This window comes from Asticcacaulis sp. P4_H10 (assembly GCF_056400965.1).
Genome location: NZ_JBFUKH010000008.1, coordinates 23056 through 48078 on the forward strand (window position 1 = coordinate 23056; position 25023 = coordinate 48078).

Sequence of the window (25023 nt, forward strand, 5' to 3'; positions counted from 1 at the left end):
TGAAGCACTTGAGGGGAATATCGCGGGGATAGCCCGCTGTTGATTTCCGCTGGCGACAGCCTGTACCTGGCGCTGAAAGGCCCGGCGGCCTATCCCGCCCATACCCGTCTGCTCACGAAAGGGGGCAGGGCGCTGCCCGATATCACGGCTAGTAGCGGCACCACACCACCGCGCTTCCGGACGCATAAGGCCGGCGACGGCGCCCGCGCTTTCGAAGCCCCGGCAATGGCTTTGTCAGCCTGATCTGGCCAAAGTAACCAAGGTCGGTTAGCCTGCGGTCATGCAAAGACTGCTGTTTATCTGCTCGGCGAACAAGCTGCGCTCACCAACCGCCGAACAGGTGTTTTCGGAATATCCCGACGTCGAAGCCACGTCGGCCGGCCTCAACCACGACGCGGCCGATCCGCTGACGGCCGAACACCTGGAAGACATCGACATTGTCTTTGTCATGGAGCGCACGCACCGCAACAAGCTGAGCAAAAAGTTCAAGTCACACCTGAAATCGGCGCCGGTCATCTGCCTGAATATTCCTGACGACTTCGAATACATGCAGCCCGAACTCATCACCCTCCTTAAGGCGCGCGTGACGCCCCATCTGCGGTAAATCACAGGATGATGGCATGTTTACTGCGCAGCCTCTCGCGGCGGTATCAAGATCGTACGCCTGGGCAGGACACTGGCGCCAGCCGAAGCCAGTGGCAAGGCCACATGGCTAGTAGCCACCTTCCGTATTACAGAAGTCGCGCGTTAGTATCCATTTGCCGCCGACGTGAACGAAGGCGCAAGTGAAGTAGTACTTCATATAGGTGTCGTCGTTCAGGTTTGCGCGGCTTTTCAGCAAATAGTCCTTCTGGCTTCGAACCATGTAGAAGGCCATTGCAGAGCCACCCTGCTGCTCAATGTGCGTGTATACCGGCTGACGAGCAATGTCCCGGTAGCTCTTCTTGCCTCCAGTCCTGAAGACGAGGCCGTCGGCCACCGCCGGTGAAATCTCCCCACCGGGAAATTTCATTTCAGGGTCTTCGATATTTTGCCGAACGCATTCGAAGCCGTTTGTCCGGATAGCATCCAGAGCCATCTTCGCAGCGCCTTCGATCGTCGAGTTCGAGCAATAAACCTGGCTCATCGCAATAAGTTCTAACACGACCACATTCCCCTATTTACTGCAGCTGTCGCCCAACTGATCGCGTGGGTTCGATTTGGCCGCGCCCCGGCTCTTCCTGTAGGTGTAGTGCAGGTGAGGTGCCGTAGCCCGCCCGCTGCCGTCCGACGCTCCGATAAGATCACCGGCCTGTACGGCCTGGCCTGCCTTGACCTTTGCCCCGGTGTGCGCATATCCGGACACGCTGCCATCGTTGTTATCGACGATGATGGTGTTACCTCCGCCCCATTTCTTGTCGAAATAGGTACTCCGAACCTTGCCAGCCTGGCTTGAATAGATATTTGCTCCCTGGCGCGCACGGAAGTCAAGAGCGCGGTGGACTTCGCGGGCGCCGGTCTTTGGATTCGTTCGCGGTCCGTAATCTTCAGTAACTGTCCCGGGCTTGTCGACAGGACATCTTTTTTCCTCGGCTTTCTGGTCCTTTTTGGTTTCCTCTTTCTTCGGTTCCTTCTTGGCCTTGATCTTAGGCTTCGGCTTGGGACTGAAAAGGGTGAAGAAGGTGGCTACAGCCGCGATGGTAGCGGTGACGGGATTCAGCAACGCCTCAGGCCGCGCGAAAATGTAGATGATTTCTTCAGCGAATGCGCCCGTGGGGTCCTTTGCATTCACCGGATCATTCCCGACGTAGGCGTACCAGTTCATTCCGTCGCCGTAGCCCAACGGGTCGGTCTGCATGAACCTTCCGATGACCGGATTATAGAAGCGCGCCTTGTAATAATACATCCCGATTTCCGGAATCCACATCTGGCCCGTATACTGGAAACGGCCCCCGTTGCCAGCGCCAGGCATGCCATATTCATCGTAAGACAATATGGCCGAGCCAAACTGGACGATGGAGCCTTGGTTATCGGCATACAGGTACTGCTTAACGCCACCCTGAGTGTAGTCGTATACCACCAGGGGCTCATCGTCGCCCAGGCCGTGAATGTATCGCCGCAACAGTACGCCGGCGCCGGACCATTCACCCAGCAGGTTTCCGTGGTCGTAGATGAAGCGCGTGGACACGCTGTTCTTGGTGACGTTGTACAGTCTGTTTTCGGCGTCGTAGGCAAGCGTTGTCGTTACCCCTGACTGCGTCGCCGAGATCAATTGGTTATTGGCGTTGTAGGTATAGGTTCCTCCGGCGTCACCGGTCAGGTTGCCACGCGAGTCGTAGCTCAGGCTCGTACCGTTAATGTTAGCGATCTGGTTCAGGCCATTGATCTGATAGGTGAGGGTTCTGTCGGCCGATGGCGTATATCGGAACAGTGAATTGCTCTGTGTGCGGGTCTTCAACTGGCTGGCCTGGGTATAGGTAAAGCCGTATGAGATCGACGGGTGGGAAAGCCCGGAAAGGCGGGATGACGTATCATAGTTATATGTCGTTGTTTCGCCATTGGCGCGGTAAAGGTGCGCGCGCCGCCCCAGGTTGTCATAGTCGAAGCTTATCAGCGTCGCCGCGCCGTTCTCCTTTATCGAAAGGAGCTCATCGCCCTGGTTATAGGCGTAGGTGACATAGAAGCCATCTGGATAGGTCAGGCTGGTCTGGCTGCCGTAGTCGTCGTACCCGTAGCCAATAACCGCGCCACCGACGGAGGTATTGACCTCGCTCTGGAGCCAGCCGTGTGCATTGAATTGATAGGTAGACGTATGTCCGTTGTTCGTCCGGCTTAGGGCATTGTCAAAATTGTCGTAAGTCAAGGTTTCCGAAACCGCGCCGGATTTCGATGACAGCCGGCCGCGCGCGTCGTGTCCGAAGGAAATCACCTCACCGCTTCTCAGCGTAACCTGCGAAACGCGATTCGCGGTGTACTGTTTCACCTCGCAGTCGCCGGTATTGGGAGTGGCCCCGCTGCTACCGGTAGGAAAACAGGTTTTGAAGTGCCGGTTGAAGGCATCGTAATAGTAGCCGGTCTTGTTGCCCTTGCCGTCCGCTTCGCTGATCAGCAGACCGCTGGCAGTATCGAACTGTTTCGTGAAGTCGATCTGCTGATTGGGTGAGGCGTATCCGCTGGTGCTGGAAAGGAGCGCGCCGGTGGCGTCGTAGGTATTGCGGGTGATACGGTCATTTCCGTCCGGCCCGGCTGCGGCCAGGGTGCAGCCGTCGGTTGCCGTAACCGTGGCGAATATGGCCGGGTTTAGGCGTTCAGCCACGCACTTTACCCGATATAGATTGTCGTAGGATGTCTGCGTGAGCTGAACCAGGGTGCCGCCGTCGTAACGCCGCGCGACAACCGGCAGTCCCGAAGCAGTGCTGTACTCCGTCGTTTCGTAGGACGTAACCGTCATCGCCAGTACATCGGACCATGCCGTTCCCGTCGCCGTGCCGATTTCGACCTTGCTTGTCCGGCCGTCGCCGTCGAAATAGGTCCGGCTCGCCAGGCGGGGGCGGGGACCAGCGCCATCGGGGTCGGCGCTGACGGTGGCGATCTCACGGTTCTGAATGTCATAGAAGGAATAGGCGCCATCCGTTTTTCCGGGCGTCACACTATGTGTGACGTTGCCACGGCTGTCGTAGTCCTGGGTCGTGACCTGGGGCAGCGTACCGTTGCCAAGCGCCTCGGTTATGCTCACCGGCAAGGCGTTGATCGGCGAATAGGCGATCGTTGTCTTGAGTTCGTCCGTACCGCTGACACAGGCTGCCAGATTCGCGGTTCGGCAGGTCGAAGTCGTGGTCTGCCGCCAGACAGGTGTGCCTGCAATCAGAACATTGGCGCTGTTCCTGATCTGCGGCGTGACCTGAATGTAGCCGTAGCGCTTCTGCGACTGCACGCCGTTGACCGCCGTCCCGGTTTCGGTCAGTACCCCGCCGTGAGTCGCGTCATAGGTATAATCGATCCGCACGCCGTTCTCGTCGATGACATAGTCGGGCTTGTTGCAGGTTTTCGGGTTCGCGCAGCTTGCCGGGTAGGATGCACTCTGGACCAGCGGCGTGCCACCGTTCTTCGGGTAGACGCTGATACTCGTCACGTTCCCGCGCGCGTCATAGGCGTACTGCGTGTAGCCGCCGGTAACGGTGGCGCCGGAATAGGTCGCGTCCGGACTTATGATTTGCCAGATACGGCCGTTCGTATCGTAGGTGTAACGCGTCGTCCGGTTCAGTTCGTCACGGTCCGACAGCACCTGCGCCTTGGTGACGTCCGCAGTCACGGCGCGCGAGCCACCATTCGAATCATATACAGTGGTCGTTTGAATGTTTCCGGACAATGCATAGCTATACGTCCAGTAGACCGAGCCGATCTGGACCTTGCTGACCTGCGCGCCGGACCTGGTAATCGTCTTGGTTAAGCCGGACGGAAGAACAACCGAACCGGCCGTAGCCGTTAGCAGAGTCGCTCCATTTACATCGCTATAGCTTGCGCCATAGCTGCCGATATTGAGGGTCGGCCAGTTGCCGGAATTCGCGGAGGTGCACGAGTTCGCCCACGGACTGCAGTAATCCACGGCCGTGTTGATGATGTAGATTTTCGTTGTCTGCAGATCGTAACTGTTTGGCGAGCTTTCATACTTCACCATCCAACCGAGGGTGCTGGTCACCGACAGAAGCACCCTCTGCACATAAGTCACCGGGGGGCCCGAGGCCGGCGCTGTAAAGGTTTGGGTCTTGTAATAAAAATCGAGAACCTCGCCGTCGGCCTTCACGATCTGAGTCAGGGTGCCGGCATCGGCCCGCAGGCCCGAGACGGCGGTTATCGACTGGTTGAAAATCGCGACCGTTCCGTCCTTCAGTGTGTACTGGCACAGAGACGAGGCGCAATTGAGTGTGTTCGTTCCGCCCAGGATAGGCGTGTAGCTGCCACCGCCAAGCGATTTGAACTTCTCGCTGGAACCGCCGATCGAAACGACAAGATAGGTTCCGCCGGAGTCCGACGCGGTATTCAGCGTGCCCGCGAAATTTTCCCGCCAGGCATTACGGCTGTAGGATATTCCGGACGTGGACAATTCGGGAAGCGCGGTCTGGAACTCGCCGCTGACGAGGTCGACACCGTTTACGTCGACCGAACGCGCGACGGGCGGGGGTTGGACCACGCTTTGCGCGGCCGACGGTTGAGCGCCGAAACCGAGCGTGACTCCAATTGCCAGGCAAGCTGACACGACAACGTTCGAAAGCCGTCCGGACATATTTCCCCCCTTGATTGTGCCGTATCGATATTATGCATATTAACGGTTGTCAACATTCGAATAACGATGTAATCGGAAGGTCGTCAGATTAAAAAAAGGGGGGCGGACATGCGGCTTATCGCGGCATTTGGCGCGGCACTATTGCTGGCTGGATTTATGCCAGCATCGGCACAAGACGTGACAGCCTATAGCTATGACGAACTCGGCCGCGTAACGACCGTCACACACCCGTCTGGAGCAAAGTCCGGCTATGGATACGACAAGGCCAATAATCGCGCCGTGACCCAGACCGCGCTGAATGGCGTACTGAACATGCCGCCGGTGCCAAACAGTAACCAGTCACCGACCTGCACCAACTGGTCCATCAGTCTGAACATTCCCTATCCGCCCTACGGCACCAATACCGCGACGATCAGCCCAGCCGTCAACGACTTTATCGCCCATTGCAGCGACGGCGATGGCGGAACGCTTTCGTTGGTTTCACCTTCCAGCACCAGTGTTACCATCAACCGCGGCCAAACCGTTTACGTGGCCTATACGGTTTCGGACGGCCAGGGCGGAACGGGCAGTGCATACCTGACGGTTACCTTTCCGTAATGACTGCTATCGCGCGCCCGGACGGTCGAAACCTGGCGGGATGCACTCTCCAGTAGCCAATCCCGCATTCTCCCTGTAGTCTGCCGTCATGCGAATAATTCTCATGCTGGCGGGACTTTTGTGCGTGGGGTTGGGCATTGTCGGCATGTTCGTGCCGGTCATGCCGACCGTCGTCTTTTTCCTGATCGCAGCCGTCTGTTTCGCCAAGTCGAACCCGGCATGGGAAGCCCGGATCATGAATCACCCCAGGCTCGGCCCGCCCATCAAGGCTTTCCGTGAGCGCGGCGCCATCGGCAAGCGCGCCAAGATCGCCGCTGTCAGCGCCATGACCCTCTCTTCCGTCGTGTCGTTCTTTTTGCTGCGCGGCGTGTGGGCCTATGTGCCGGGCGCGGTATGCGCCTTATGCGCCATCTTCATCCTGACGCGGCCGTCCGAATGAAGGAGATGCTGCGCACCAACAATCCCGTCCTGATCTCCTTTGTCGAGGCGCTGCTAAAGGACCTCAATATCCGCTATTTCGTCGCCGATCAGGCGGTGAGCGCGGCCGAAGGCTCGATCGGCCTGTTTCCGCGCCGCGTCCTGGTGGCTGCGGAGCACTTCGCCAAGGCGCGCGAGCTTTTGATCGACGCAGGACTGGAGTCCGACCTGCGCCCGCTGCAAAACGACGGCTTCTGGGACGATTGATAAATCGCGGGACGACCAGACCTGCGCCCTCTGAGAAAGCCGTAACATCGTTTCACCGGCAACAGGCTTGACGCGCACGGCGCCACAGGGATAGCGTCACGCAAACGTCTTATACCGTCCGCGCGTGTTGCGGCCGTGAGGGGAATTCCGCGATGAAACTGACCCGCCTGTCCGCCGTCGTGTTCGGTGCGCTCCTGCTTTCGACCACCAGCCTGACGGCCTTTGCCCTGACACCCCTCACACCCGAACGCGTATTTTCCGACCCGGCCATTACCGGTCCCAAGGCCGCCACAGTCAAGCTGTCGCCCGACGGCCAGTTGCTGGCCTATCTCCAGCCCAAGAGGGACAAGAGCGATGTCCAGGACCTGTGGGCTGTGCCGGTTAAGGGCGGCGAGCCCTTCATCCTGGTCGATGCCGACAAGCTGTCCGACAGTTCCAAAGTCCTCTCCGAAGCCGAAAAGTCGCGCCGTGAGCGGATGCGCGTCTCGGTACGTGGCGTCGTCGCATTCAACTGGGCCGAAGACAGCCAGTCGATCCTGGTGCCGCTCGACGGCGACGTCTTCATGTGGGACCGCGCCTCAAAGGCCGTCACGCGCCTGACCGACACCGAAGGCGATGAGGTCGACGCCCGCCTGTCGCCCGATAACGCTTCGGTTTCCTTTGTCCGCGACCAGACCCTGTTTGTCCGCAACGTCAAGACGGGCACGGAAACCGCCGTGACGCCTCAGGGCGCCGACACCATCACCTATGGCACGGCCGAATTCATCGCCGAAGAGGAACTGGACCGCCACCAGGGCTATTGGTGGAGCCCGACCGCCAGGCGGATCGCCTATCAGAAGACCGACGAAAGCGGCGTGAAGATCGCCGAACGCGTCGAAATCAATGGCGACGATGTCAAGATCGTCAAGCAACGCTATCCGTACGCCGGCACGCCCAATGCCGTCGTCGAACTCTACGTCAAGACCTTAGGTGGCGGCGAGGCGGTCAAGGTCGATCTCGGCAATGACCCGGACTTTTATCTGGCGCGCGTCAACTGGAGCCACGACGGCAAGATCCTCTACGTCCAGCGCCTCAGCCGCAATCAGCATACGCTCGATCTGCTCTCGGTCGATCCGGCCACGGGAGCGTCCAAGATCCTCCTGTCGGAAAACTCGGATACCTGGGTCGAGCTGAACGACGACTTCAGGCCGCTGAAGTCGGGCGGTTTCATCTGGGCGTCCGAACGCGACGGCAATAAGCACCTCTATCTCTACGACTCGCTGGGACGCCTGGCGCGCCAGATCACCAAGGGCGACTGGCCGGTCGACAGCCTGGCCGGCGCCAACCACGCTAATGACGTCAACGAAAAGACGGGCGAGCTGTGGTTCACCGCCGGCAAGGACACGCCGCTGGAGCACCGCTTGTATAAGGCAAGCTATACCAGGCCGGCGGCGCCCGTGGCCCTGACGCCCGCCGGCGGCTGGTGGAAGGCCAGCGTGACCGGCAATGGTTCGGCCTTTATCGGCAGCTATTCCGACCCGATGACGCCTGAAAACACCGCGCTCTATGACGGTGGGGGAAAGCGCCTGCGCTGGATCGAGGAGAACCGCGTCGACGAAAACCATCCATGGTTCCCGTACAAGGATCAGTACCCGGCGCCTGAATTCGGCACCATCACAGCGGACGACGGCCAGGCGCTGCATTGGTCGATGCTGAAGCCCAAGGGTTTCGATCCGGCGAAGACATATCCGGTTGTCGTCTCGATCTACGGGGGGCCGGGCAAATCGACGGTGCAGAAGGCGTGGGTCACGGCGTCGGACCGCCTGTTCCAGGACGCGGGCTATATCGTCTTTTCGCTCGACAACCGCGGCACGCCCAACCGCTCGGTCAAATTCGGCCGCGCCATCTACAAATCAATGGGGCAGGTCGATATTGATGATCAGATCAAGGGCGCGAAGTGGCTTCAGGCCCAGCCTTACGTTGACGCGGCGCATATCGGCATCATGGGCTGGTCGTACGGGGGCTTCGTGTCGATGATGGCGATAATGGCCAAGGATACGCCGTTTGCCGCCGCCGCTGCCGGTGCGCCTCCGACGCAGTGGAGCCTGTACGACACCGCCTACACCGAACGCTACATGATGAAGCCTGAGGAGAATGTCGACGGATATGCGAAATCGGACGCCCTGGGCCGGCTGGACAACCTGAAGCCGGGCGCATTGTTGTTGATGCACGGCATGGCGGACGACAATGTCATGCTGTCGAACTCGACGCGCGTCATGGCTGCCTTGCAGAAGAAAAGCATTCCGTTCGAGCTGATGTTGTACCCGGGCGAGCGTCATGGCGTGCGCGGCAATGCGAAGAACCTGCAGCGTTACAGGCTCTACCTCGACTTCTTCAATCGCAAGCTGAAGCCGGAGGGGTAGGGGCGGTGGAACCCGTGCGCTGGCATTACCACCTGCGCCATACCCCTCCGTCACCTTCGCTCCGCTCGCTGACACCCATTGTTATGGGGAGGAGGGAGTCCGTTGGCCTGAGGCGGATCAGCAACCTCCTTCCGCCCGACGAAGTGGGGATGGGGACCGCCGACGGCGGTGGAGGGGTATTCCGCCAGCGCCCCGCAAACTCTGAAATCGTCTATTTCGCGCTAATCGCCGCCAACAATGCCGGCACATGCGTCGCAGCGTCGCCGCTGTCGTGGACAAAGGCAATGCGGCCGTCCTTGCCGATGACATAGGACACGCGCCCGGCCATGTCGACCATCGGCAGCTTGGCGTCGTAATCCTTCGCGACGCTGGCCGAAGTGTCTGCCGCGACCGGGAACTTGCCCTGGCAATCGGCGGTCGAGAACTTCTTCAGCGTGTCGATATCGTCGGTCGACACCCCCACGACGCGAGCCTTCTTCGCGGCAAACTTGTCGATTGCAACGGAAAACTGATGCGCCTCCAGCGAGCAGCCGCCCGTGAAGGCCTTTGGGTAGAAGTAGACGACAACCGGGCCTGATTTCAGCGCCTGCTTCAGCGAAAAATCCGACACGGCGCCATTGGTTGCCGCCTTGAGCGTGAAATCGGGCGCCTTGTCACCGACCTTCAGCGCAGCAAGGGCAGGCGAGGCCAGCGCCACAGACGCGGCAACCACAGCAGCGAGCACAATTTTCATAACGATCTCCAGGCGGCGCAAATCACCGGACAGGCGAAACGATAGGCCTGAATGCGGTGAGGGGCAAGTTACGTGGCGCTTATATAAACCCGCCCGTCCTCAACCACATCACAAACGCGTCCGGCCAGCGCGACGTCGGGTGGCTGGCCGGCAGGTTGAAGCCGAAACCATGGCCGCCAGTTTGGTAAAGGTGCATTTCGACCGGCACGTCGGCGGCCTTCAGGGCCTGGTACATGATCAGGCTGTTGGCCACCGGCACCGACGTGTCATCGGCGGCGTGGAGCAGGAAGACCGGCGGTAACCCCGCTCGCACCCGCTCATTCAAAGGCTTTGCAGCCTCGGGCAAGGGCGGCAGGCCGTTCAACGGCCGCTTGCCGAGGTCGATGAAGGCGTAGCCCATCATGACCACACCCGGCCGCGCCGACACCCCGTCAATTGCGTCGACCGGTGCATAAACCCTGGCATCAAAGCGTGTCAGCGCCGCCGCTGCCAGATGTCCTCCGGCCGAAAAGCCCATGACGCCGATGCGCTTCGGATCAACACCGTAAGCTGCCGCGTTGGCGCGAACCAGCCGCACGGCGCGCTGGACGTCCTGAAGGGCCACGTCGTAGCCATCGGCCCAGCGATCGACCGGCAGGCGATAGTTGAGCACGAAGCATGTGACGCCGTCCTGCATCAGCCGCCGCGCACCGCCGGCGCCTTCCTTGTCGACGGCCAGGCGGACATAGCCGCCGCCCGGCAGCAGAATCATCGCCGCGCCATTCGGCTTTTCAGGGCGGAAGACTTCGAGGATCGGCTTTGACACGCGCATGACGGCGCGGTCATGGGCGGTCGGCGAACCGCGCTCCAGCACCTGGCGCGTGACGTTGACACTGTCCGCGCCGGGCGCCTTGCCGGCGGGCCATAACGCAACGACCTCTGATGACAGTAGACCGGCGGGTTCCGGCGGGGCAGGGATGATCACCGGATCCTGCGGCGTGCCGCTCAGGCTGGCGTCGGCCGTCCGGAAGGTCTGGGCGTCCACCCGCCCGGCGATCAGCGCGCCCCAGAAAGCGGTAGCAGAGCCCAGCACGGCGCGGCGGCTGAAAAATGGCTTTATCACGGTGTTGTCGTCCCACGGATAACGTGTTCGATCGCATTCTGCGTGATAAACTGGCCATGGCGCCAGCAAATTCGCATGACACCGTTACACAACGTTGTGGCGATTAGTGTGGAATGATATACCCTGGCAGGTATCAGCCAGTATGGGGTTTAGCGCCATGAAGTGTACGTTTGCTCTGAACAACAAGGCAATGAGCGCCTTCAAGATCGGCGCTGTTTCCTATCCAGCGTTTTCCGGTACCGGCCCCTACACGAACAAGCTAGCATACGCATGTCTGCCGGAACAGGGCCCTATTCCGGCAGGCCTGTATCACATTGTCGACCGTCAGGAAGGCGGACTTTGGGGCAGTATCAAGAGCGCGATTACCGGCCGCTCCGACTGGTTCGCCCTGTATGCCGACGATGGCAAGATTGACGACGTTACCTTCTGCAATAAGGTGGCCAGGGGCATGTTCCGCCTGCATCCCAAGGGGCCCATGGGGATTAGCAAGGGGTGCATTACAATCGAAAGCGGCGATGATTTCACAAAGATCAGTCGAGCCCTGAAAGATGGCGAGACTAAAATGATCGACGGCGGCAAGCTAAAGTCGTACGGGACCGTCTTGGTGACTATATGAAGCGCGGGATAGGATATTTCATCATCCTGCTCTGGGTTGGCGCTTTAAGCCTTATATTCATCCGCTTATTTTATCGCTTTCCGGATTTTCTCGGCGGCCTGCCGCGCATACGGGATACTTTTGCCAGGCTTACTGGCGCCAGAAATGTCGACCAACAGGAAATTCTGGAATTGGCTATCGTAAGCCTAATCGCGCTAGCCTGCGCGATAGCGTTGACGGCAGTCATGGCATTAATTGTAGGACTGTGGCGTCGGCACAAGTTGAGGCCCTAGAAATGCGAACCAACACTGGCCGTCAAGCAGACTGGCCATGGTTGACGGTCTAAACGGGCGGGTTGTGCTTGAGCAGGAAGTTGACCATGCTTTCCAGCGTCTGGACGCGGCTGGGTTCGCGCGACAGCCAATGATCCTCGCCATTCAGCACGACAAGTTCGACGGGCTTTCCGGCCTTGGTCAAGGCGTCATTGATCAGTTCCGTCTGCTGGTACGGCACGACGATATCGTCCTTGCCGTGGATCAGCATCACCGGCACGTTGATGGCGTCGACGTGGCGGATGGGCGAAATCTCGTCGAGACCGCCTTCGCCGGTGAACCGCTTCCAGTAGCGCATGGTGTAGGAGTTGCCGTCGAAATTGCTCCATTCGCTTAGATAGGCATTGAAGCTTTTGAGGTCCGACAGGCCGGCGATCGACACGGCGCAGTTATAGATGCCCTTTTGCAGGGAGACACCCGCCAGAGCCGCATAGCCGCCATAGGAGGCTCCGGCGATGGCGACACGTTTGGCATTGACCGTGCCCTGCTTGACCAGGTGGGCGACGCCGTCGGACAGGTCGGTCTGCATCTTGCGGCCGAACTCGCCATAGCCGGCTTCGGTAAAGGTCTTGCCGTGCCCGGACGAGCCACGAAAGTTCGGCTGCAGCACCGCATAGCCGCGCGAGGCGATGGCCTGCGATATCCAGTCGAAGCGTGCATCGTCGAACGCTTCCGGCCCGCCATGCGGCAGGACGACCAGGGCCAGGTTCTTGGGCTCCCTTCCCGGCGGCAAGGTCAGCCAAGCGCCGATCTCAAGCCCATCGGCGGCCTTGTAGGTGATGTAGGACTTGGGCGCGATCCATTCGGCGGTCAGGCCGGGATGGCTGGAGCCGATCTCCTTGAAATCGCCGGTCGTGAAGTTGAAATAGAAGTAGGTGCCGGCGTCCTCGACACTTTCGCTGCGGACCACGACCTGGCGCGGGTTTTCGCCGATGGAGACCAGATCGTTGATGCTGTCGGGCAGGGCGCTGTTGATCAGCTTGGGCAGGCGCTGCATGACCGGATCATAGAAGGTGTAGGTGTCGATCGGTCCGGCATTGCCGAAGCCGGCCAAAGCCCGCGTCGCCGGGTGGAAGATCGGGTAGTGGCCGACGCCCTGGGCCTCCAGCGGCGTGATCTTGCCCGTCGCGTCCAGTTCGAAATAGGTGTCAGCCTTCGGACCGGCCTGGACGCCGACCAGGACGGATTCACCGTCCCTGCCAAGGCCCATCAGGCTTGGGCGGTCCATGTCGGCCTTGACGCGGTAAACCTCGTTCCAGCCCTTGTCGGTCTTCATGCGGACGATGAAGTTGCGGCCCTGGTCATCATTGTATTCCGACCGCGCGGCCAGGCGGCCGTCTGCCTTGACGACCCAGTTGTCGATATTGCGCGAATCCTCATCCAGCTTGAAGCCGCGCCCGGTGGCCGGATTGAAGTAGTAGAGACACTCGGTATAGGTTTCCGAATAGGAATTGCCGCCACCGTCGCTGTTGACCATGTTGACGCCTTCCGGCACCTTCCAGCTCGACGCGGTAATGCGGTAACCGTCGTTGGTCTTGATGCGGTAGATATTGCCGGAAATCACCGTGCTGTTCACGCCGCCGACGCCGTCGTACATGATGTGGCGCTTGCCGGCGGGGACGTCCATCATTAGGCCGAACCATTGTTCCCACTGCCTGCCGACATCCTTCATGATGTTGGACGAAACAATGGCGACATATTCGTCATCGACCCACATCAGGTCGCGCAGCTTATCGCCCGCGATAATGGCCGCCGACGCCTTGCCGGTGGCCAACTCATAATCGACGATGGCGCGTTCGCCGCCCTTGTCCATGACCATGGCAACGCGCGTGCCGCCGGGCGACAGCGCGACGGCTTCGACCGCCGGCAGCTTGCCCCACAGGGTGAGCGGGGGCGGCGCAGGGGCCTGGGCCAGCGACGGCCTGGCCGCCATGAGCGCACCGCCAGCGGTGAGGCCTGCCATAACGGCCCGGCGCGATGGATTTGTGGATTTGGTCATTTTCTGCCCCCGGACTTCCCCCGACAGCGCCCTGCAACAGGGGCCTGTCTATGATTAAAGTAAATTGCATTAATGCAATCGGCAAGCGTCTTGCGGAGGCACCAGGTGGCGCTTTGCGCTTGCCGCGCCCGGAAGTTTGGCCTAGTCAGGCCGCCAAACCACAGATTCCGGAGACAGCGTCATGACCTTGGCTTTCGTATTTCCCGGTCAGGGCTCACAGAGCGTCGGCATGGGCGCAGAGCTTTACGACACCTTCCCCCGCGCCCGCGAAGTGTTCGACGCCGTCGACGAAGCGCTGGGCCAAAAGCTGTTCCAACTGATGAAGGACGGGCCTGAGGACCAACTGACCCTGACCGAGAACGCTCAGCCGGCCATCATGGCGGTGTCCCTGGCGGTCGCGAGGGTACTGGAAGGCGACTTCGGTATCGCGTGTTCGGCAGCCAAGTACGTCGCGGGGCACTCCCTCGGTGAATATTCGGCGCACGCGGCGGCGGGGACCTTCTCGCTGGCCGAGACGGCACGTCTGCTCAAGCTGCGCGGCCAGGCGATGCAACGCGCCGCCCCGGTCGGCGTCGGCGCCATGGCGGCCCTGATCGGCAAGGCGGACCTGGAACTGGCCGAAAAGGCCTGTGAAGCGGCGTCGAGCGCGGGCGTCGTCGTCGTCGCCAATGACAACAATGCCGGCCAGATCGTCATTTCCGGCGTCAAGCCTGCGGTTGAGCTGGCCATCGAAAAGGCCAAGGAGCTGGGCGCCAAGGGTATGCTGCTGAACGTATCGGCGCCGTTTCACTCGCCGCTGATGGTGCCTGCGGCTGAGGAAATGCGCATTGCGTTGTCGAACGCCACGATCAACGAGCCGGTCTCGACTTTGGTCGCCAATGTCACGGCGCGCCCGATCGGCGGCAAGTCCGAGATCGCCGACCTTTTGGTGCAACAGGTGACCGGCCGCGTGCGCTGGCGCGAGAGCGTCCAGTGGCTGGCGGGCGAGGGTGGGGCAACGACGATCGCCGAACTGGGCGCCGGCAAGGTGCTGACGGGCATGATCAAGCGCATCGCCCCCGAAGCCACGGCTATTGCGCTCAACTCCGCTGCCGACTTTGAGGCTTTCGCGCAGTCGCTAAAAGGCTAGTTTCAATTTACTCTTGCAAACTCTCAACCTGGGGTTAATTCTCAGGGTAAATGGGGAGGCTTGCATGAGTGACTTGGATGAGATCATTTTTCGCCATCAATCGTTGAGCGATGGGCGCGTAAAGGCAATTCTGTCAAACGGAATTGCTTTGCCGGCCGATGACGAAGAAAACCTTCAAGATGAGACGGACGATGACTACGTTGCGCCAATGGTGTTCCGCATCTCGTATCTTTCATCAACGGGCGTGGCATCCGATCGCGTCATTCGACTGTTGAAACTTAGTGATATTGAACGCGATATCCGCATGTCCGCCTGGTGTTATCATCGCGAGGCATATCGTTCTTTTCTCCTGTCGAGAATCGTAGAGATCAGTGACATCTCAACGGGCGAAGTTTTCGAAGATGCCCGTATTTTTCTCTCCGGGTGCGGCGCGCTAAGGCCTGAAACACCGGAGGCAAAAGCGCTAAGATTATGCAGCGATGAACTGGCCGTTCTGGCTTTTATCGGAAACTGTGATGGCCTGTTCTGCCCGGAAGAAAAGGACGAGGTCGTCAAACACGTCTGCTATAGCTCCGACGAGCCGTTGGATGAGCAATTCATCCGTATGCGCGTAGCCTCGATTGCGCCCGACGAAAAAGCCTTTCGATCCGCGGTTAAGAGACTTAACGCTGTCAACGAAGAGCGTCGCAGAGCTTTGCAAAGAAGCCTTCGACGCGTGATCGATGCAGACGGCGTTGTCCATCAGGCGGAAGCTGATGCGGCGTCCATAATTCTGCGCGCTTTTGAGTAAGCTGAATCACAGCATTTCGCCCTCCCCATTTATGGGGAGGGGGGACCATCTGCGGAGCAGATGGTGGGCGGGGCCTTTGAACGATGAAACGCACACTGAGGCAGGGAACTGTAAACAAAACGGCTCGGCGGTTCCGGAAACAACTGACGAAGCCGGAGCTATGGCTTTGGCTGCGGTTGAAAGAGCGAACCAGAGAGCTTGTTTTTCGCAATCAACATCCGATGGGCACGTATGTGCTCGACTTCTATTGTCCAAGGGCGAAGTTATGTATCGAGGTTGATGGCGAAGTTCATACCCGTGACCACCAGCGCGCGCATGACGAAAAGCGCGACCAATGGCTTAACGAGCAGGGCATTTATATCTATCGAATCAATGCCGTCGATCTTCTGGCCGATCCGGACGAGACCGCCAATGGAGTACTCAATCTGGCTATGGAATTGTACGAAGCTGTGCAGGCCCCGCCCACCATTGGCTCCGCCAACGGTCCCCCCTCCCCATGAATGGGGAGGGCGAAGTGAAGTAGCGGTTGAACTGGAAGGTAGAAACAGACGAATAGCTGCTTGATCCTTCGCGTCTCATCGCGTAAGGCGCGACGACTGAAAACACGCCATCGCGGGAGATCACATGTTTGAACTGACCGGCAAGACCGCCCTTGTCACCGGCGCCACAGGTGGCCTCGGCGCCGAAATCGCCCGCGCGCTGCACAAGCAAGGCGCCAAGGTCGTCCTGTCCGGCACCCGCGAAAACGTGCTGAGCGACCTCGCAAACGAACTCGGCGATAACGCCTTTGTCGCGCCTGCCAACCTGTCGGACGCCGCCTCGGTCGACGGCCTGGTCGCACGCGCCGAAGAAGCCGCAGGCTCGGGTCTCGACATTCTGATCGCCAATGCCGGCATTACGCGCGACGGCCTGATCCTGCGCATGAAGGACGAGGACTGGGACACGGTCATCAAGGTCAACCTGGAAGCCTATTTCCGCCTGGCCCGCGCCGCCACCAAGGGCATGATGAAGCGTCGTCACGGCCGCATCATCGGCATCACCTCTATCGTCGGCGTCACCGGCAATCCGGGCCAGACCAACTATGCCGCCTCGAAGGCCGGCATGATCGGCTTCTCGAAAGCGCTGGCGCAGGAAGTCGGTTCGCGCGGCATTACGGTCAACTGCATCGCGCCGGGCTTTATCGCGTCGCCAATGACGGACGAACTGAACGAAGCCCAGCGCGCGACGATCCTGGCCAAAATCCCGGCGGGCGACCTCGGCAAGGGCACGGACATCGCCGCTGCCGCCGTCTATCTTTCCAGCAATGAAGCCAATTACGTGACGGGCCAGACCTTGCATGTGAACGGCGGCATGGCCATGATCTAGTTCGTCTGTAATACCGATCCGTACGGATAAACGCGGGATATCTTGCGGCGCAATGGACTGTTGGTTAAAGAAGGCGTGAAATCGCTTGAATCGCGCTGATTGTGTGAATAAAAGTCAAACCCGGATTCTGATCCCCGCTGGCGTATGCCTCACGAGGTATCCGAATGTCTAAACCTCTGAAGGGACGCTAAATGTCTGAAGTTCTTGAACGTGTTCGCAAGATTGTGATCGACCACCTGGATGCTGATCCGGACAAGGTCACGGAAAAGGCGAGCTTCATCGACGATCTGGAAGCCGACAGCCTCGACATCGTCGAGCTGGTCATGGCTTTCGAAGAGGAATTCGATATCGAAATCCCCGACGATTCGGCCGAACACATCCTGACTGTTGGCGACGCCGTCAACTACATTCAGGAAAAGCTGGCGGCTTAAGGCCGGGAAACGGCTTTTTGCGGAGCGCGGTTCTCAGGCCCTGGTTACAGGGGTTTGGCCGCGCTTCTTTTCGTTTCAGGCGCGCATTTTCCGTAACGGCAGGCACTTCCCGAAGAAAAGGGTTTGCTCGCCGCGGAAAATGCGGCCAAAAATGGTTACCCGCATGGCAAATGCGGCAGACTATAGCTAAATAAGCGCCGTGCCGGGACGCGCGGATAGCCAGGGGCAGGACGGCGACCGCGCATCTTTTTGAGTGCTGTACGCTGTCAGGGTGGAGACTACATGGTTCGTCGCGTTGTCATTACAGGTCTGGGTCTGATTTCGCCGCTGGGCGCCGGGGTCGATATTACGTGGAAGCGCCTTCTGAACGGCGAATCCGGCGCGGGCAAGATTACCGCTTTCGACACCACGGACTATGCCTGTACGGTCGCCTGTGAAATTCCGACGGTCGATGGCCGCGGTGGCGGCGGGCCCGACGTCGAAGGCTCTTTCGACCCGTCCAAGGTCTTGTCGAACAAGGAACGCCGCAAGGTCGACGACTTCATCCTCTACGGCATTGCCGCCGCCGACGAAGCGCTCAACGACGCCAACTGGCATCCCGAATCCGAAGAAGACAAGATCCGCACCGGCGTCATGATCGGCTCCGGCATCGGCGGGCTCGGCATCATCGCCGATACCGCTCTGGAACTGCGCGACAAGGGCCCCAAGCGCATATCGCCCTTCTTTATTCCGTCGTCGCTGATCAATCTGGCTTCCGGCCAGGTGTCGATCCGCCACGGCCTCAAGGGCCCGAATCACTCGGTCGTCACGGCCTGCGCGACCGGCGCCCACGCCATCGGTGACGCGTCCCGGCTGATCGCCCACGGCGACGCCGATGTCATGGTCGCCGGCGGCGCGGAATCGGCCATTGTGCCGATCGGCATTGCCGGCTTCATCGCCTGCCGCGCCCTGTGCACCGCCTTCAACGACGAACCAACCAAGGCTTCGCGCCCCTACGACAAGGACCGCGACGGCTTCGTGATGGGCGAGGGCGCGGGCGTCGTCGTTCTGGAAGAATATGAGCACGCCAAGGCGCGCGGCGCGAAAATCTATGCCGAAGTCCTGGGCTATGCCCTGTCGGGCGACGCCTACCACATCACGGCCCCTTCGGAAGACGGCGACGGCGGCTATCGCGCCATGGTCGCGGCCGCCAAGGATGCCGGCATCGACCCGGCCACGATCGACTACGTCAACAGCCACGGCACATCGACCATGGCCGACGGCATCGAACTGAAGGCCATCGAAAAGTTCCTGGGCGAACGCGCCAAGACCGGTACCGTGTCGTCGACCAAGTCGGCCATCGGCCACCTGCTGGGCGGCGCCGGCGCTGTCGAAGCCATATTCTGCGCCTTGGCCATCCGCGACCAGATCGTCCCGCCGACGCTCAACCTCGATAACCCGGATGTTGAAACGACCATCGACCTGGTTCCGCACAAGGCCAAGAAGATGACCGTCAAGACCGTCATGTCGAACTCGTTCGGCTTTGGCGGCACCAACGCAGCGCTCATCCTCGGCCAGGTTGAACCATGATCCGAATGCAGCCGGGTGCCGAACCGCCGGTCGCACGCAAGGGGCTGAAAGGCCCTCTGGCGGGGCTTGGCATTGGCATTCTGCTGCTGTTCCTGGCCGCGCTCCTGTTTGCCTGGTCGACGCTGTATGGCGCGGGCCCGGCTGAGCAGACCGAGATCAGTTTCGCGCCCGGCACCAGCGTTGCCGCCATGGCGCGCCAGCTTCACGACAAGAAAATTATCCGCTCAAGTCTGGCCTTCCGCGTCGCCGCACGCTTTGGCGGCAAGGCCAACCGCTTCAAGGCGGGCACCTATCAGTTCCCGGCCGGCGCTTCGCTGATGACGGTCCTGCACCAGATCGAGGACGGCCGCGTCATCCGCAGCTTCGTGACCATCCCCGAAGGCCGCACATCGCGCCAGACCGTGCGCATCCTCAAGGCCGTGACCGATCTGACCGGCGATATCGACGTGCCGCCGGAAGGCTCGATCCTGCCGGAAACCTATGATTATCAACGCGGTGAGACGCGGCAGGCCGTGCTCGATCGCATGCTGGACGCCGGCCGTAAGGCACTCGACGAAGAATGGGCCAAGCGCCAGCCGAACCTGCCGGTCAAAACCAAGGAAGAGGCGCTGATCCTCGCTTCGGTCGTCGAAAAGGAAACCGGCATCGCGTCGGAACGTCCGCGCGTCGCCGCCGTCTTCGTCAACCGCCTGCGCAAGGGCATGCGTCTCGAATCCGATCCGACCGTCATCTACGGTATCAGCAATGGGGAGCCCTTGGGCCGTGGCCTGCTGCGTTCGGAACTCGACAAGAAGACACCTTGGAACACCTACGCGATCGACGGCCTGCCGGTCACGCCGATCGGCAATCCAGGCCGAGCCGCTTTGCGCGCCGTGCTCAACCCGGCAAAGACCGAGGACATCTTCTTCGTCGCCGACGGGACGGGCGGCCACGTCTTCGCCGCCACTTACGAAGAGCACCTGGCCAATGTCGCCAAGTGGCGCAAGGTCGAAGCCGAGGTCAGCATGTATTCGACGCCGGCCTTCGATGCCGCTGTCGATGCGTCCGCTGTGGCACCCAATGCCGGCCAGCCCGTCGCCGCCGCTGTGAAAGGCAAGAACTGATCCATGCCCCTGTCCTCCATGACGGGCTTTGCCCGCGCCGATGGCGGTTCCGGGGACGTTAGCTGGACGATCGAAGTCCGCAGCGTCAACGGCCGCAACCTCGATATCAAATACCGCTTTCCGCCGGGCTATGAAGCCGCCGAGCGGCTGGGGCGCGACCTTAGCAAGTCGCGGTTCCAGCGCGGCCAGATGAACCTGACCCTGTCGGTCTCGACGCCGGGTTCGACGGCAGGTGTTTCAATCAACGAAGACGTCCTGGCGGTTTATCTTGCGGCCAGCAACCGTTTGCTCGCCGATGGCCAGGCGGTCATGCCGGCATCGGACGGTTTGTTGTCCCTGCGTGGCGTCATCGAAGCCGCCAGCGAGGAACGTACCGGCCTGGCCGAGGACGGCGAGGCGGCCTTGGCTGCGACGCTGGCTGAGGCCTTCGACCGCCTCAAGGCCGCGCGCGACAGCGAAGGCCGCGCCATCGAAGCCGTACTCAAGGGCCATCTGGTCAGCATCGGCGCAGCGGTTGAACGCGCCAAAGCTGTTGCCGGTCAACAGACCGAGGTCATCCGCGAACGCTTTACCCGCCGCCTCGACGAAATTCTGCCGGACAGTTCCCGGGACAGCCTTGAGGAGCGTATCCTGCAGGAGGCTGCGCTTCTGGCCGCCAAGGCCGATGTCCGCGAAGAACTCGACCGTTTGTCGTCGCACCTCGATCAGGCGCACGCGCTGATCGACGGGGAGGTGGCGCCCGGCCGCAAGCTGGATTTCCTGTCGCAGGAATTCATGCGCGAGGCCAATACGCTGTGTTCCAAAGCCGCGTTCATTGAGCTGACGCAGACCGGCCTGGAGCTGAAGGCGGTAATCGACCAGTTCCGCGAACAGGTTCAGAACGTAGAATAGTTTCTTCAGACTTTTGCGATAACCCGTACAGTCTGAGAATTTGGAGTAACCGATGTCGCCCAACCCCCACGCCAGTTTCGAGCGCATACGCCGCGGTTTGATGATGATCGTCGCTGCGCCATCGGGTGCGGGCAAAACGTCGCTGTGCCGCCGTCTGGTGGCCGATCATTCGGATTTGGAACTGTCGGTTTCGGTGACGACGCGCGGGCCGCGTCCGGGTGAGCGCGATGGTCGCGAATACCACTTTATCGACGACGCCGAGATGGACACCCTGATCAAGGATCAGGCGCTGCTCGAATACGCATCGGTCCACGATGCGCGTTATGGCTCGCCGCGCGATCCGGTCGAAAAGGCGCTGAGCCAGGGTCACAACGTCCTGTTCGACATCGACTGGCAGGGCGCCCAGCGGATTTCGGCGCGCGCGCCTTCGGACGTGGTGCGGGTGTTTATCCTGCCGCCGTCGATCGCTGAGCTGAACCGTCGTCTGAATGCCCGCGCCCAGGACGACGAGGATGTGATCGCCCGCCGCATCCAGCGCGCCAAGAGCGAGATTTCGCACTGGGCGGAATACGACTATGTCATTCTGAACGACGACTTCGACCGCTCGTATGCCGAACTGGTCCACATCTACCATGCCGAGATTTCACGCCGTTCGCGCGGCTTGTGGATCTCGCCGTTCGTCGATGAACTGATGGCCGAGAAGATCTAATGGGGTGTGGGGTCCGCGACCCCACGTCTTCTAAATCAAAGAAATAGCCCGGCTCTTAAGGCCGGGTTTTTTCTTTGATATCAGGGGAAAGTCTGTGGGGTCGCGGACCCCACACCCCATATGTATTACGTCACAGCACTTCCGCCAACCGCAGGAAGTCCTCAGGCGACACCACTTCAGCACGCGCAGTCGGCTCAATCCCAACCTTCTCAAGCAAAGCCTCGCCGCCAAGCTGCTTCAGCGACGCGCGCAGCATCTTGCGGCGCTGGCCAAACGCAGCGGCGGTGAGCTTTTCCAGATTGCGGATGATCCGCGCATCCGGCCGTTCGGCTTTCGGCACCAGCCTGACGACGGCACTGTCGACCTTGGGCGGCGGTGTAAAGGCGCGCGCCGGCAGGTCCATGATCTTCTCACAGTCGCACAAGACCTGCGCCAGAACGCTCAGCCGGCCGTAATCGTCGTCATCCACAGGCGCAACGATCCGCAAGGCGACCTCAAGCTGGAACATCAGCGTCATCGACAGCGGCCGCCACGGCCCCGTCAGCCACTTGATCAGCAGCGGCGTGCCGACATTGTAGGGCAGGTTCGACACGATATGGGCGGCGGGCGCCAGATCGGCCTCAGCGACCTTCAGGGCGTCATTCTCGATAACATGGAACCGCTCGCCATAGACGGCGTTCAGTTCCCCCAGCAGCTCAATAAACCGCGCGTCCTTTTCGACCGCGATCACTTTCGAAGCTTCGCTCTCCAGCAGGGCGCGCGTCAGGCCGCCGGGTCCGGGACCAACCTCGATCACCACATCGCCATCGTAAGGCCCGCCCAGGCGCACGATCTTGCGCGTGATATTGAGGTCGAGCAGAAAGTGCTGGCCGAACGACTTCCTGGCCATCAGGCCGTGCTGTTCCAGGCTTTCGCGCAAGGTTGAAAGATCGCTCATGTCAGGCCCCGTTGGCGAGCGATCTCGTCCGCCATATGCAATGCATTGATGAAACTGTCGGCGCGCGCCACGCCCTTGCCGGCGATGGCAAAGCCCGTGCCGTGATCAGGCGACGTGCGCACGATCGGCAGGCCCAGGGTGATATTGACCCCGCCCCAGAAATCCAGCGTCTTCAATGGGATCAGCCCCTGGTCGTGATACATGCACACCGCCGCATCGTAACCCTGACGCGCTTCGTCGTGGAACAGGGTGTCGGCCGGGTAGGGGCCGCGAATATCGATCCCTTCGGCCCGCAACGATGCCGCCAGCGGCGCCAGAAGATCGATCTCCTCGCGGCCGATCGTGCCGTCTTCACCGGCGTGCGGGTTCAGCCCCGCCATGACCAGACGCGGCGCATCGATGCCGAAGTCGCGGATCAGGGCCGCATGGGTGATGCGCGTTAATTGCGCCAGATCTTCACGTGAAAGGTGCGCGGCGATCTCACTCAGCGGCGTATGGATGGTCGCCAGCACGACGCGCAGGTCCTTCGCCGCCAGCATCATGACTGGCATGGGCGCGGGCGCATCGCCGTGGCGGCACAGTTCGGCGAGATATTCGGTGTGGCCCGGAAAGCTGAAGCCGGACGCATAGAGCACCGACTTGGCGATCGGCGCGGTCACAAGTCCGCGCGCGGCGCCCGAGAGACAGACATCCACGCCCGCCTTGATCCAGCCGATGATGTGCGGGGCGTGGACGCTGTCCGGCTGTCCAGCAACGGGGCGAACGGTCAATGATTGATCGATAACCGGCAGGGCGTCACCAAACGCAGCCAGGGCGTCCGACGGATGTGTTACAGCCCGCACCGCTACACCTTGCGCGGCCAGAACACCGACGTCGCCAATGACGCAAAAGGCAAGCTCAGGCGTATCGCGCACGGCCCGCCAGGCAGCAGCCACGATTTCGGGGCCGATTCCGCATGGATCGCCAAGGCTGACGACAAGGGGAAGCAGGGAGCTCATGCCCCGCAGCTAGGCTTAGCCGCCGCCACCGTCAAGCGCAAAACCTACTGATGGTTCTCGATGGTCGCGCCGGCGCGGATCTGGCGCAGATAGCGCTTGCCCAGCATCGCAATACGCTCACTGACCAGGCTGCTCTGGATCTGGTCGCGTGTCACGGCGTTATCGCCCGCCAACTGACGGTCGCAGACGAACAGGACGTTCATGTTCTGGTCGTTGCGCATCGGTTCGGTCGCCTGGTTTGCCTTGAGCGGACGCAGGGCGTCGGCATAGGATGGCTTCAGCATGCTGAGCTGGGCTTCGCCGAGATTGGTGATCTCGACACCCGACACCTTCAGTTCGTCGACGGCATCGCAGGTCTTGGCCTTGGCGCGGACATTGTTGAGGGCGGCCTGGGCGCGACTGACATCGGCGGCCGAAGCGTTGGGCGCCAGCGGCACAGCAGCCTGGCGGACATGGAACACCATGTCGGCGTTTCCTTCCGACTTCTGGCGCAGCATGTAGATGAATACGCCGTCCTTGGTGGTGATCGGCGGGATCATGTCACCGGGGCTGGCGGCGGCTAGGGCGGCTTCGACCTGCGGGTCGATATTGCCAGACACCAGCCAGCCGGCGTCACCGCCCTGGGCAGCCGACGGGGCGTGCGAGAACTGGCGCGCCACGGCCTGGAAGGGCGCGACCTTGGCCTGCATCTGCTGATACAGTTGCTGGGCGCCGGCCTGGGCATTGGCCAGGCTGCCGGCCTGGGCCGGATCGATCATGATTTCGGCGACGTAGTACTGCGGCTTCTGGCCGTCGGCGACGACCTTGTCCATGGTGGCTTCGACCTGGGCCTTGCCGACGGCGGCGTTGGAGCGGTAACGGCCGCCAACCAGCATGCTCCAGCCGGTCTGCGCCTTGATCTGGTCGCGCAGGGTCTGGGGCTCGATGCCCAGCTTCTTCAGCTCGGCCAGCAACTGCGTGCCGTTCATGCCGCTCTGGCGGCCCATGCGCTCGAGTTCCTCGTCGATTTCCTTGTCCTCGACCTTGACCTTCCAGTGCTCCATTTCCTGCTTTTGCAGGCGCTCTTCCACGAGCGAGGTCACGGCCTGCTGCTGGAAGGAGCTATAGTTTTCCTGGGTAACCTGGACGCCTGACGTGACCATCAGCAACAGCATGCGCTGCTTGAGGTCGTAGGATGTGATCATGTCCTTGTTGACGGACATGAGGATGCCTTCACCCAGCGCCGGCAGTTGCGGCGCCTGTGCGTCATGACCGAGCGCCGGGGCGGAAGCCAGTGCCGCATCCCCCGTGTCGGGCCGGGCTTCCTGCGCAAAAGCAGGGCCAACGAGCGCCGCAAAACCAAGACAGGCCACCGCCGTATGGAGTTTCAGCGCGGTTCGGAACGAGGACATGAT

General features: G+C 61.0%; 24 protein-coding genes. 16 read left to right on the forward strand and 8 right to left on the reverse strand.

Annotated elements, in window-relative coordinates:
• The first annotated feature begins 39 nt into the window (after positions 1-39).
• Together AC1DON_RS14810 and AC1DON_RS14815 are read left to right on the forward strand one after the other, a co-directional pair.
• Positions 40-243, forward strand: coding sequence for a hypothetical protein (locus AC1DON_RS14810; RefSeq protein ID WP_476935589.1), 204 nt, complete (start codon positions 40-42; stop codon positions 241-243).
• A gap of 37 nt (positions 244-280) precedes the next feature.
• Positions 281-604, forward strand: coding sequence for a low molecular weight protein tyrosine phosphatase family protein (locus tag AC1DON_RS14815; RefSeq protein WP_476935590.1), 324 nt, complete (start codon positions 281-283; stop codon positions 602-604).
• A 108-nt stretch (positions 605-712) separates the two neighbouring features.
• Here the strand turns inward: AC1DON_RS14815 and AC1DON_RS14820 are convergent, their stop codons facing one another.
• Positions 713-1144 carry a hypothetical protein gene (locus AC1DON_RS14820; RefSeq protein WP_476935591.1) on the reverse strand — a complete coding sequence of 144 codons (432 nt, stop codon included), beginning with the start codon at positions 1142-1144 and terminating at the stop codon, positions 713-715.
• Positions 1145-1156: 12 nt separating this feature from the next.
• Positions 1157-5263, reverse strand: a complete 4107-nt coding sequence (locus tag AC1DON_RS14825) for a peptidoglycan DD-metalloendopeptidase family protein (RefSeq protein ID WP_476935592.1) — start codon at positions 5261-5263, stop codon at positions 1157-1159.
• Positions 5264-5371: 108 nt separating this feature from the next.
• Here AC1DON_RS14825 and AC1DON_RS14830 point away from each other — a divergent pair, with 108 nt between their 5' ends.
• From AC1DON_RS14830 to AC1DON_RS14845, 4 genes are all read left to right on the forward strand, one after another.
• On the forward strand, positions 5372-5860 hold the full coding sequence (locus tag AC1DON_RS14830) for an RHS repeat domain-containing protein (RefSeq protein WP_476935593.1): 489 nt from the start codon (positions 5372-5374) through the stop codon (positions 5858-5860).
• A gap of 88 nt (positions 5861-5948) precedes the next feature.
• Positions 5949-6299 (forward strand): YbaN family protein, encoded by a 351-nt coding sequence (locus AC1DON_RS14835; protein ID WP_476935594.1) that lies wholly within the window; start codon positions 5949-5951, stop codon positions 6297-6299.
• Entirely contained in the window at positions 6296-6544 is a 249-nt protein-coding gene (locus AC1DON_RS14840) for a putative signal transducing protein (RefSeq protein ID WP_476935595.1), read from the forward strand. Before AC1DON_RS14835 ends, AC1DON_RS14840 begins: the two co-directional genes overlap by 4 nt.
• Positions 6545-6696: 152 nt before the next feature.
• Positions 6697-8946: a S9 family peptidase gene (locus tag AC1DON_RS14845; protein WP_476935596.1), complete on the forward strand. Its 2250-nt coding sequence runs from the start codon at positions 6697-6699 to the stop codon at positions 8944-8946.
• 211 nt (positions 8947-9157) lie between these two features.
• Here the strand turns inward: AC1DON_RS14845 and AC1DON_RS14850 are convergent, their stop codons facing one another.
• Both AC1DON_RS14850 and AC1DON_RS14855 read right to left on the reverse strand, forming a co-directional pair.
• A complete protein-coding gene (locus AC1DON_RS14850; RefSeq protein WP_476935597.1) occupies positions 9158-9679 on the reverse strand; it encodes a peroxiredoxin in 522 nt (173 codons plus the stop codon).
• 79 nt (positions 9680-9758) lie between these two features.
• Positions 9759-10781 carry an alpha/beta hydrolase gene (locus AC1DON_RS14855; RefSeq protein ID WP_476935598.1) on the reverse strand — a complete coding sequence of 341 codons (1023 nt, stop codon included), beginning with the start codon at positions 10779-10781 and terminating at the stop codon, positions 9759-9761.
• Positions 10782-10938: 157 nt separating this feature from the next.
• Between AC1DON_RS14855 and AC1DON_RS14860 the strand changes: the two genes are divergently transcribed.
• Positions 10939-11397, forward strand: coding sequence for a DUF2778 domain-containing protein (locus tag AC1DON_RS14860; RefSeq protein WP_476935599.1), 459 nt, complete (start codon positions 10939-10941; stop codon positions 11395-11397).
• Positions 11398-11718: 321 nt separating this feature from the next.
• Here the strand turns inward: AC1DON_RS14860 and AC1DON_RS14865 are convergent, their stop codons facing one another.
• Entirely contained in the window at positions 11719-13707 is a 1989-nt protein-coding gene (locus AC1DON_RS14865) for an alpha/beta hydrolase family protein (RefSeq protein ID WP_476935600.1), read from the reverse strand.
• A gap of 181 nt (positions 13708-13888) precedes the next feature.
• On the opposite strand from AC1DON_RS14865, the gene fabD reads away from it, so the two are divergent.
• From fabD to gmk, 9 genes are all read left to right on the forward strand, one after another.
• The gene (gene fabD / locus AC1DON_RS14870; RefSeq protein ID WP_476935601.1) at positions 13889-14836 is read left to right on the forward strand and encodes an ACP S-malonyltransferase; all 948 of its coding nucleotides are present in this window, start codon (positions 13889-13891) and stop codon (positions 14834-14836) included.
• A 64-nt stretch (positions 14837-14900) separates the two neighbouring features.
• Positions 14901-15626 carry a hypothetical protein gene (locus AC1DON_RS14875; protein ID WP_476935602.1) on the forward strand — a complete coding sequence of 242 codons (726 nt, stop codon included), beginning with the start codon at positions 14901-14903 and terminating at the stop codon, positions 15624-15626.
• Between the two features lie 83 nt (positions 15627-15709).
• Positions 15710-16126, forward strand: coding sequence for an endonuclease domain-containing protein (locus AC1DON_RS14880; protein WP_476935603.1), 417 nt, complete (start codon positions 15710-15712; stop codon positions 16124-16126).
• 124 nt (positions 16127-16250) lie between these two features.
• The gene (gene fabG / locus AC1DON_RS14885) at positions 16251-16991 is read left to right on the forward strand and encodes a 3-oxoacyl-[acyl-carrier-protein] reductase (protein ID WP_476935604.1); all 741 of its coding nucleotides are present in this window, start codon (positions 16251-16253) and stop codon (positions 16989-16991) included.
• 191 nt (positions 16992-17182) lie between these two features.
• Positions 17183-17422 carry an acyl carrier protein gene (locus tag AC1DON_RS14890; RefSeq protein WP_192620312.1) on the forward strand — a complete coding sequence of 80 codons (240 nt, stop codon included), beginning with the start codon at positions 17183-17185 and terminating at the stop codon, positions 17420-17422.
• 282 nt (positions 17423-17704) lie between these two features.
• Entirely contained in the window at positions 17705-18991 is a 1287-nt protein-coding gene (gene fabF / locus AC1DON_RS14895) for a beta-ketoacyl-ACP synthase II (protein ID WP_476935605.1), read from the forward strand.
• Positions 18988-20094, forward strand: a complete 1107-nt coding sequence (gene mltG / locus AC1DON_RS14900) for an endolytic transglycosylase MltG (protein WP_476935606.1) — start codon at positions 18988-18990, stop codon at positions 20092-20094. The genes fabF and mltG overlap by 4 nt, the downstream gene beginning before the upstream one ends.
• Before the next feature lie 3 nt (positions 20095-20097).
• Positions 20098-20985 carry a YicC/YloC family endoribonuclease gene (locus AC1DON_RS14905; RefSeq protein ID WP_476935607.1) on the forward strand — a complete coding sequence of 296 codons (888 nt, stop codon included), beginning with the start codon at positions 20098-20100 and terminating at the stop codon, positions 20983-20985.
• A gap of 52 nt (positions 20986-21037) precedes the next feature.
• Positions 21038-21694, forward strand: a complete 657-nt coding sequence (gene gmk / locus AC1DON_RS14910; RefSeq protein WP_476935608.1) for a guanylate kinase — start codon at positions 21038-21040, stop codon at positions 21692-21694.
• A gap of 130 nt (positions 21695-21824) precedes the next feature.
• Here gmk and rsmA read toward each other — a convergent pair whose 3' ends face one another.
• Genes rsmA through AC1DON_RS14925 form a run of 3 tightly spaced genes read right to left on the reverse strand, consistent with a single transcriptional unit; the run spans position 21825 to position 25020 of the window.
• Positions 21825-22631, reverse strand: coding sequence for a 16S rRNA (adenine(1518)-N(6)/adenine(1519)-N(6))-dimethyltransferase RsmA (rsmA, locus tag AC1DON_RS14915; protein WP_476935609.1), 807 nt, complete (start codon positions 22629-22631; stop codon positions 21825-21827).
• Positions 22628-23629, reverse strand: coding sequence for a 4-hydroxythreonine-4-phosphate dehydrogenase PdxA (gene pdxA, locus AC1DON_RS14920; protein WP_476935610.1), 1002 nt, complete (start codon positions 23627-23629; stop codon positions 22628-22630). Before pdxA ends, rsmA begins: the two co-directional genes overlap by 4 nt.
• Before the next feature lie 44 nt (positions 23630-23673).
• Positions 23674-25020, reverse strand: a complete 1347-nt coding sequence (locus AC1DON_RS14925) for a foldase protein PrsA (RefSeq protein WP_476935611.1) — start codon at positions 25018-25020, stop codon at positions 23674-23676.
• Positions 25021-25023: the final 3 nt, after the last annotated feature.

Bases quoted from the DNA above. Each gene is read 5' to 3' on its own strand.
- AC1DON_RS14815 (WP_476935590.1), top strand. From the start codon at position 281: ATGCAAAGACTGCTGTTTATCTGCTCGGCGAACAAGCTGCGCTCACCA.
- AC1DON_RS14825 (WP_476935592.1), bottom strand. From the start codon at position 5,263: ATGTCCGGACGGCTTTCGAACGTTGTCGTGTCAGCTTGCCTGGCAATT.
- AC1DON_RS14830 (WP_476935593.1), top strand. From the start codon at position 5,372: ATGCGGCTTATCGCGGCATTTGGCGCGGCACTATTGCTGGCTGGATTT.
- AC1DON_RS14835 (WP_476935594.1), top strand. From the start codon at position 5,949: ATGCGAATAATTCTCATGCTGGCGGGACTTTTGTGCGTGGGGTTGGGC.
- AC1DON_RS14840 (WP_476935595.1), top strand. From the start codon at position 6,296: ATGAAGGAGATGCTGCGCACCAACAATCCCGTCCTGATCTCCTTTGTC.
- AC1DON_RS14845 (WP_476935596.1), top strand. From the start codon at position 6,697: ATGAAACTGACCCGCCTGTCCGCCGTCGTGTTCGGTGCGCTCCTGCTT.
- AC1DON_RS14850 (WP_476935597.1), bottom strand. From the start codon at position 9,679: ATGAAAATTGTGCTCGCTGCTGTGGTTGCCGCGTCTGTGGCGCTGGCC.
- AC1DON_RS14860 (WP_476935599.1), top strand. From the start codon at position 10,939: ATGAAGTGTACGTTTGCTCTGAACAACAAGGCAATGAGCGCCTTCAAG.
- AC1DON_RS14865 (WP_476935600.1), bottom strand. From the start codon at position 13,707: ATGACCAAATCCACAAATCCATCGCGCCGGGCCGTTATGGCAGGCCTC.
- fabD (WP_476935601.1), top strand. From the start codon at position 13,889: ATGACCTTGGCTTTCGTATTTCCCGGTCAGGGCTCACAGAGCGTCGGC.
- AC1DON_RS14875 (WP_476935602.1), top strand. From the start codon at position 14,901: ATGAGTGACTTGGATGAGATCATTTTTCGCCATCAATCGTTGAGCGAT.
- AC1DON_RS14880 (WP_476935603.1), top strand. From the start codon at position 15,710: ATGAAACGCACACTGAGGCAGGGAACTGTAAACAAAACGGCTCGGCGG.
- fabG (WP_476935604.1), top strand. From the start codon at position 16,251: ATGTTTGAACTGACCGGCAAGACCGCCCTTGTCACCGGCGCCACAGGT.
- AC1DON_RS14890 (WP_192620312.1), top strand. From the start codon at position 17,183: ATGTCTGAAGTTCTTGAACGTGTTCGCAAGATTGTGATCGACCACCTG.
- fabF (WP_476935605.1), top strand. From the start codon at position 17,705: ATGGTTCGTCGCGTTGTCATTACAGGTCTGGGTCTGATTTCGCCGCTG.
- mltG (WP_476935606.1), top strand. From the start codon at position 18,988: ATGATCCGAATGCAGCCGGGTGCCGAACCGCCGGTCGCACGCAAGGGG.
- AC1DON_RS14905 (WP_476935607.1), top strand. From the start codon at position 20,098: ATGCCCCTGTCCTCCATGACGGGCTTTGCCCGCGCCGATGGCGGTTCC.
- gmk (WP_476935608.1), top strand. From the start codon at position 21,038: ATGTCGCCCAACCCCCACGCCAGTTTCGAGCGCATACGCCGCGGTTTG.
- rsmA (WP_476935609.1), bottom strand. From the start codon at position 22,631: ATGAGCGATCTTTCAACCTTGCGCGAAAGCCTGGAACAGCACGGCCTG.
- pdxA (WP_476935610.1), bottom strand. From the start codon at position 23,629: ATGAGCTCCCTGCTTCCCCTTGTCGTCAGCCTTGGCGATCCATGCGGA.
- AC1DON_RS14925 (WP_476935611.1), bottom strand. From the start codon at position 25,020: ATGTCCTCGTTCCGAACCGCGCTGAAACTCCATACGGCGGTGGCCTGT.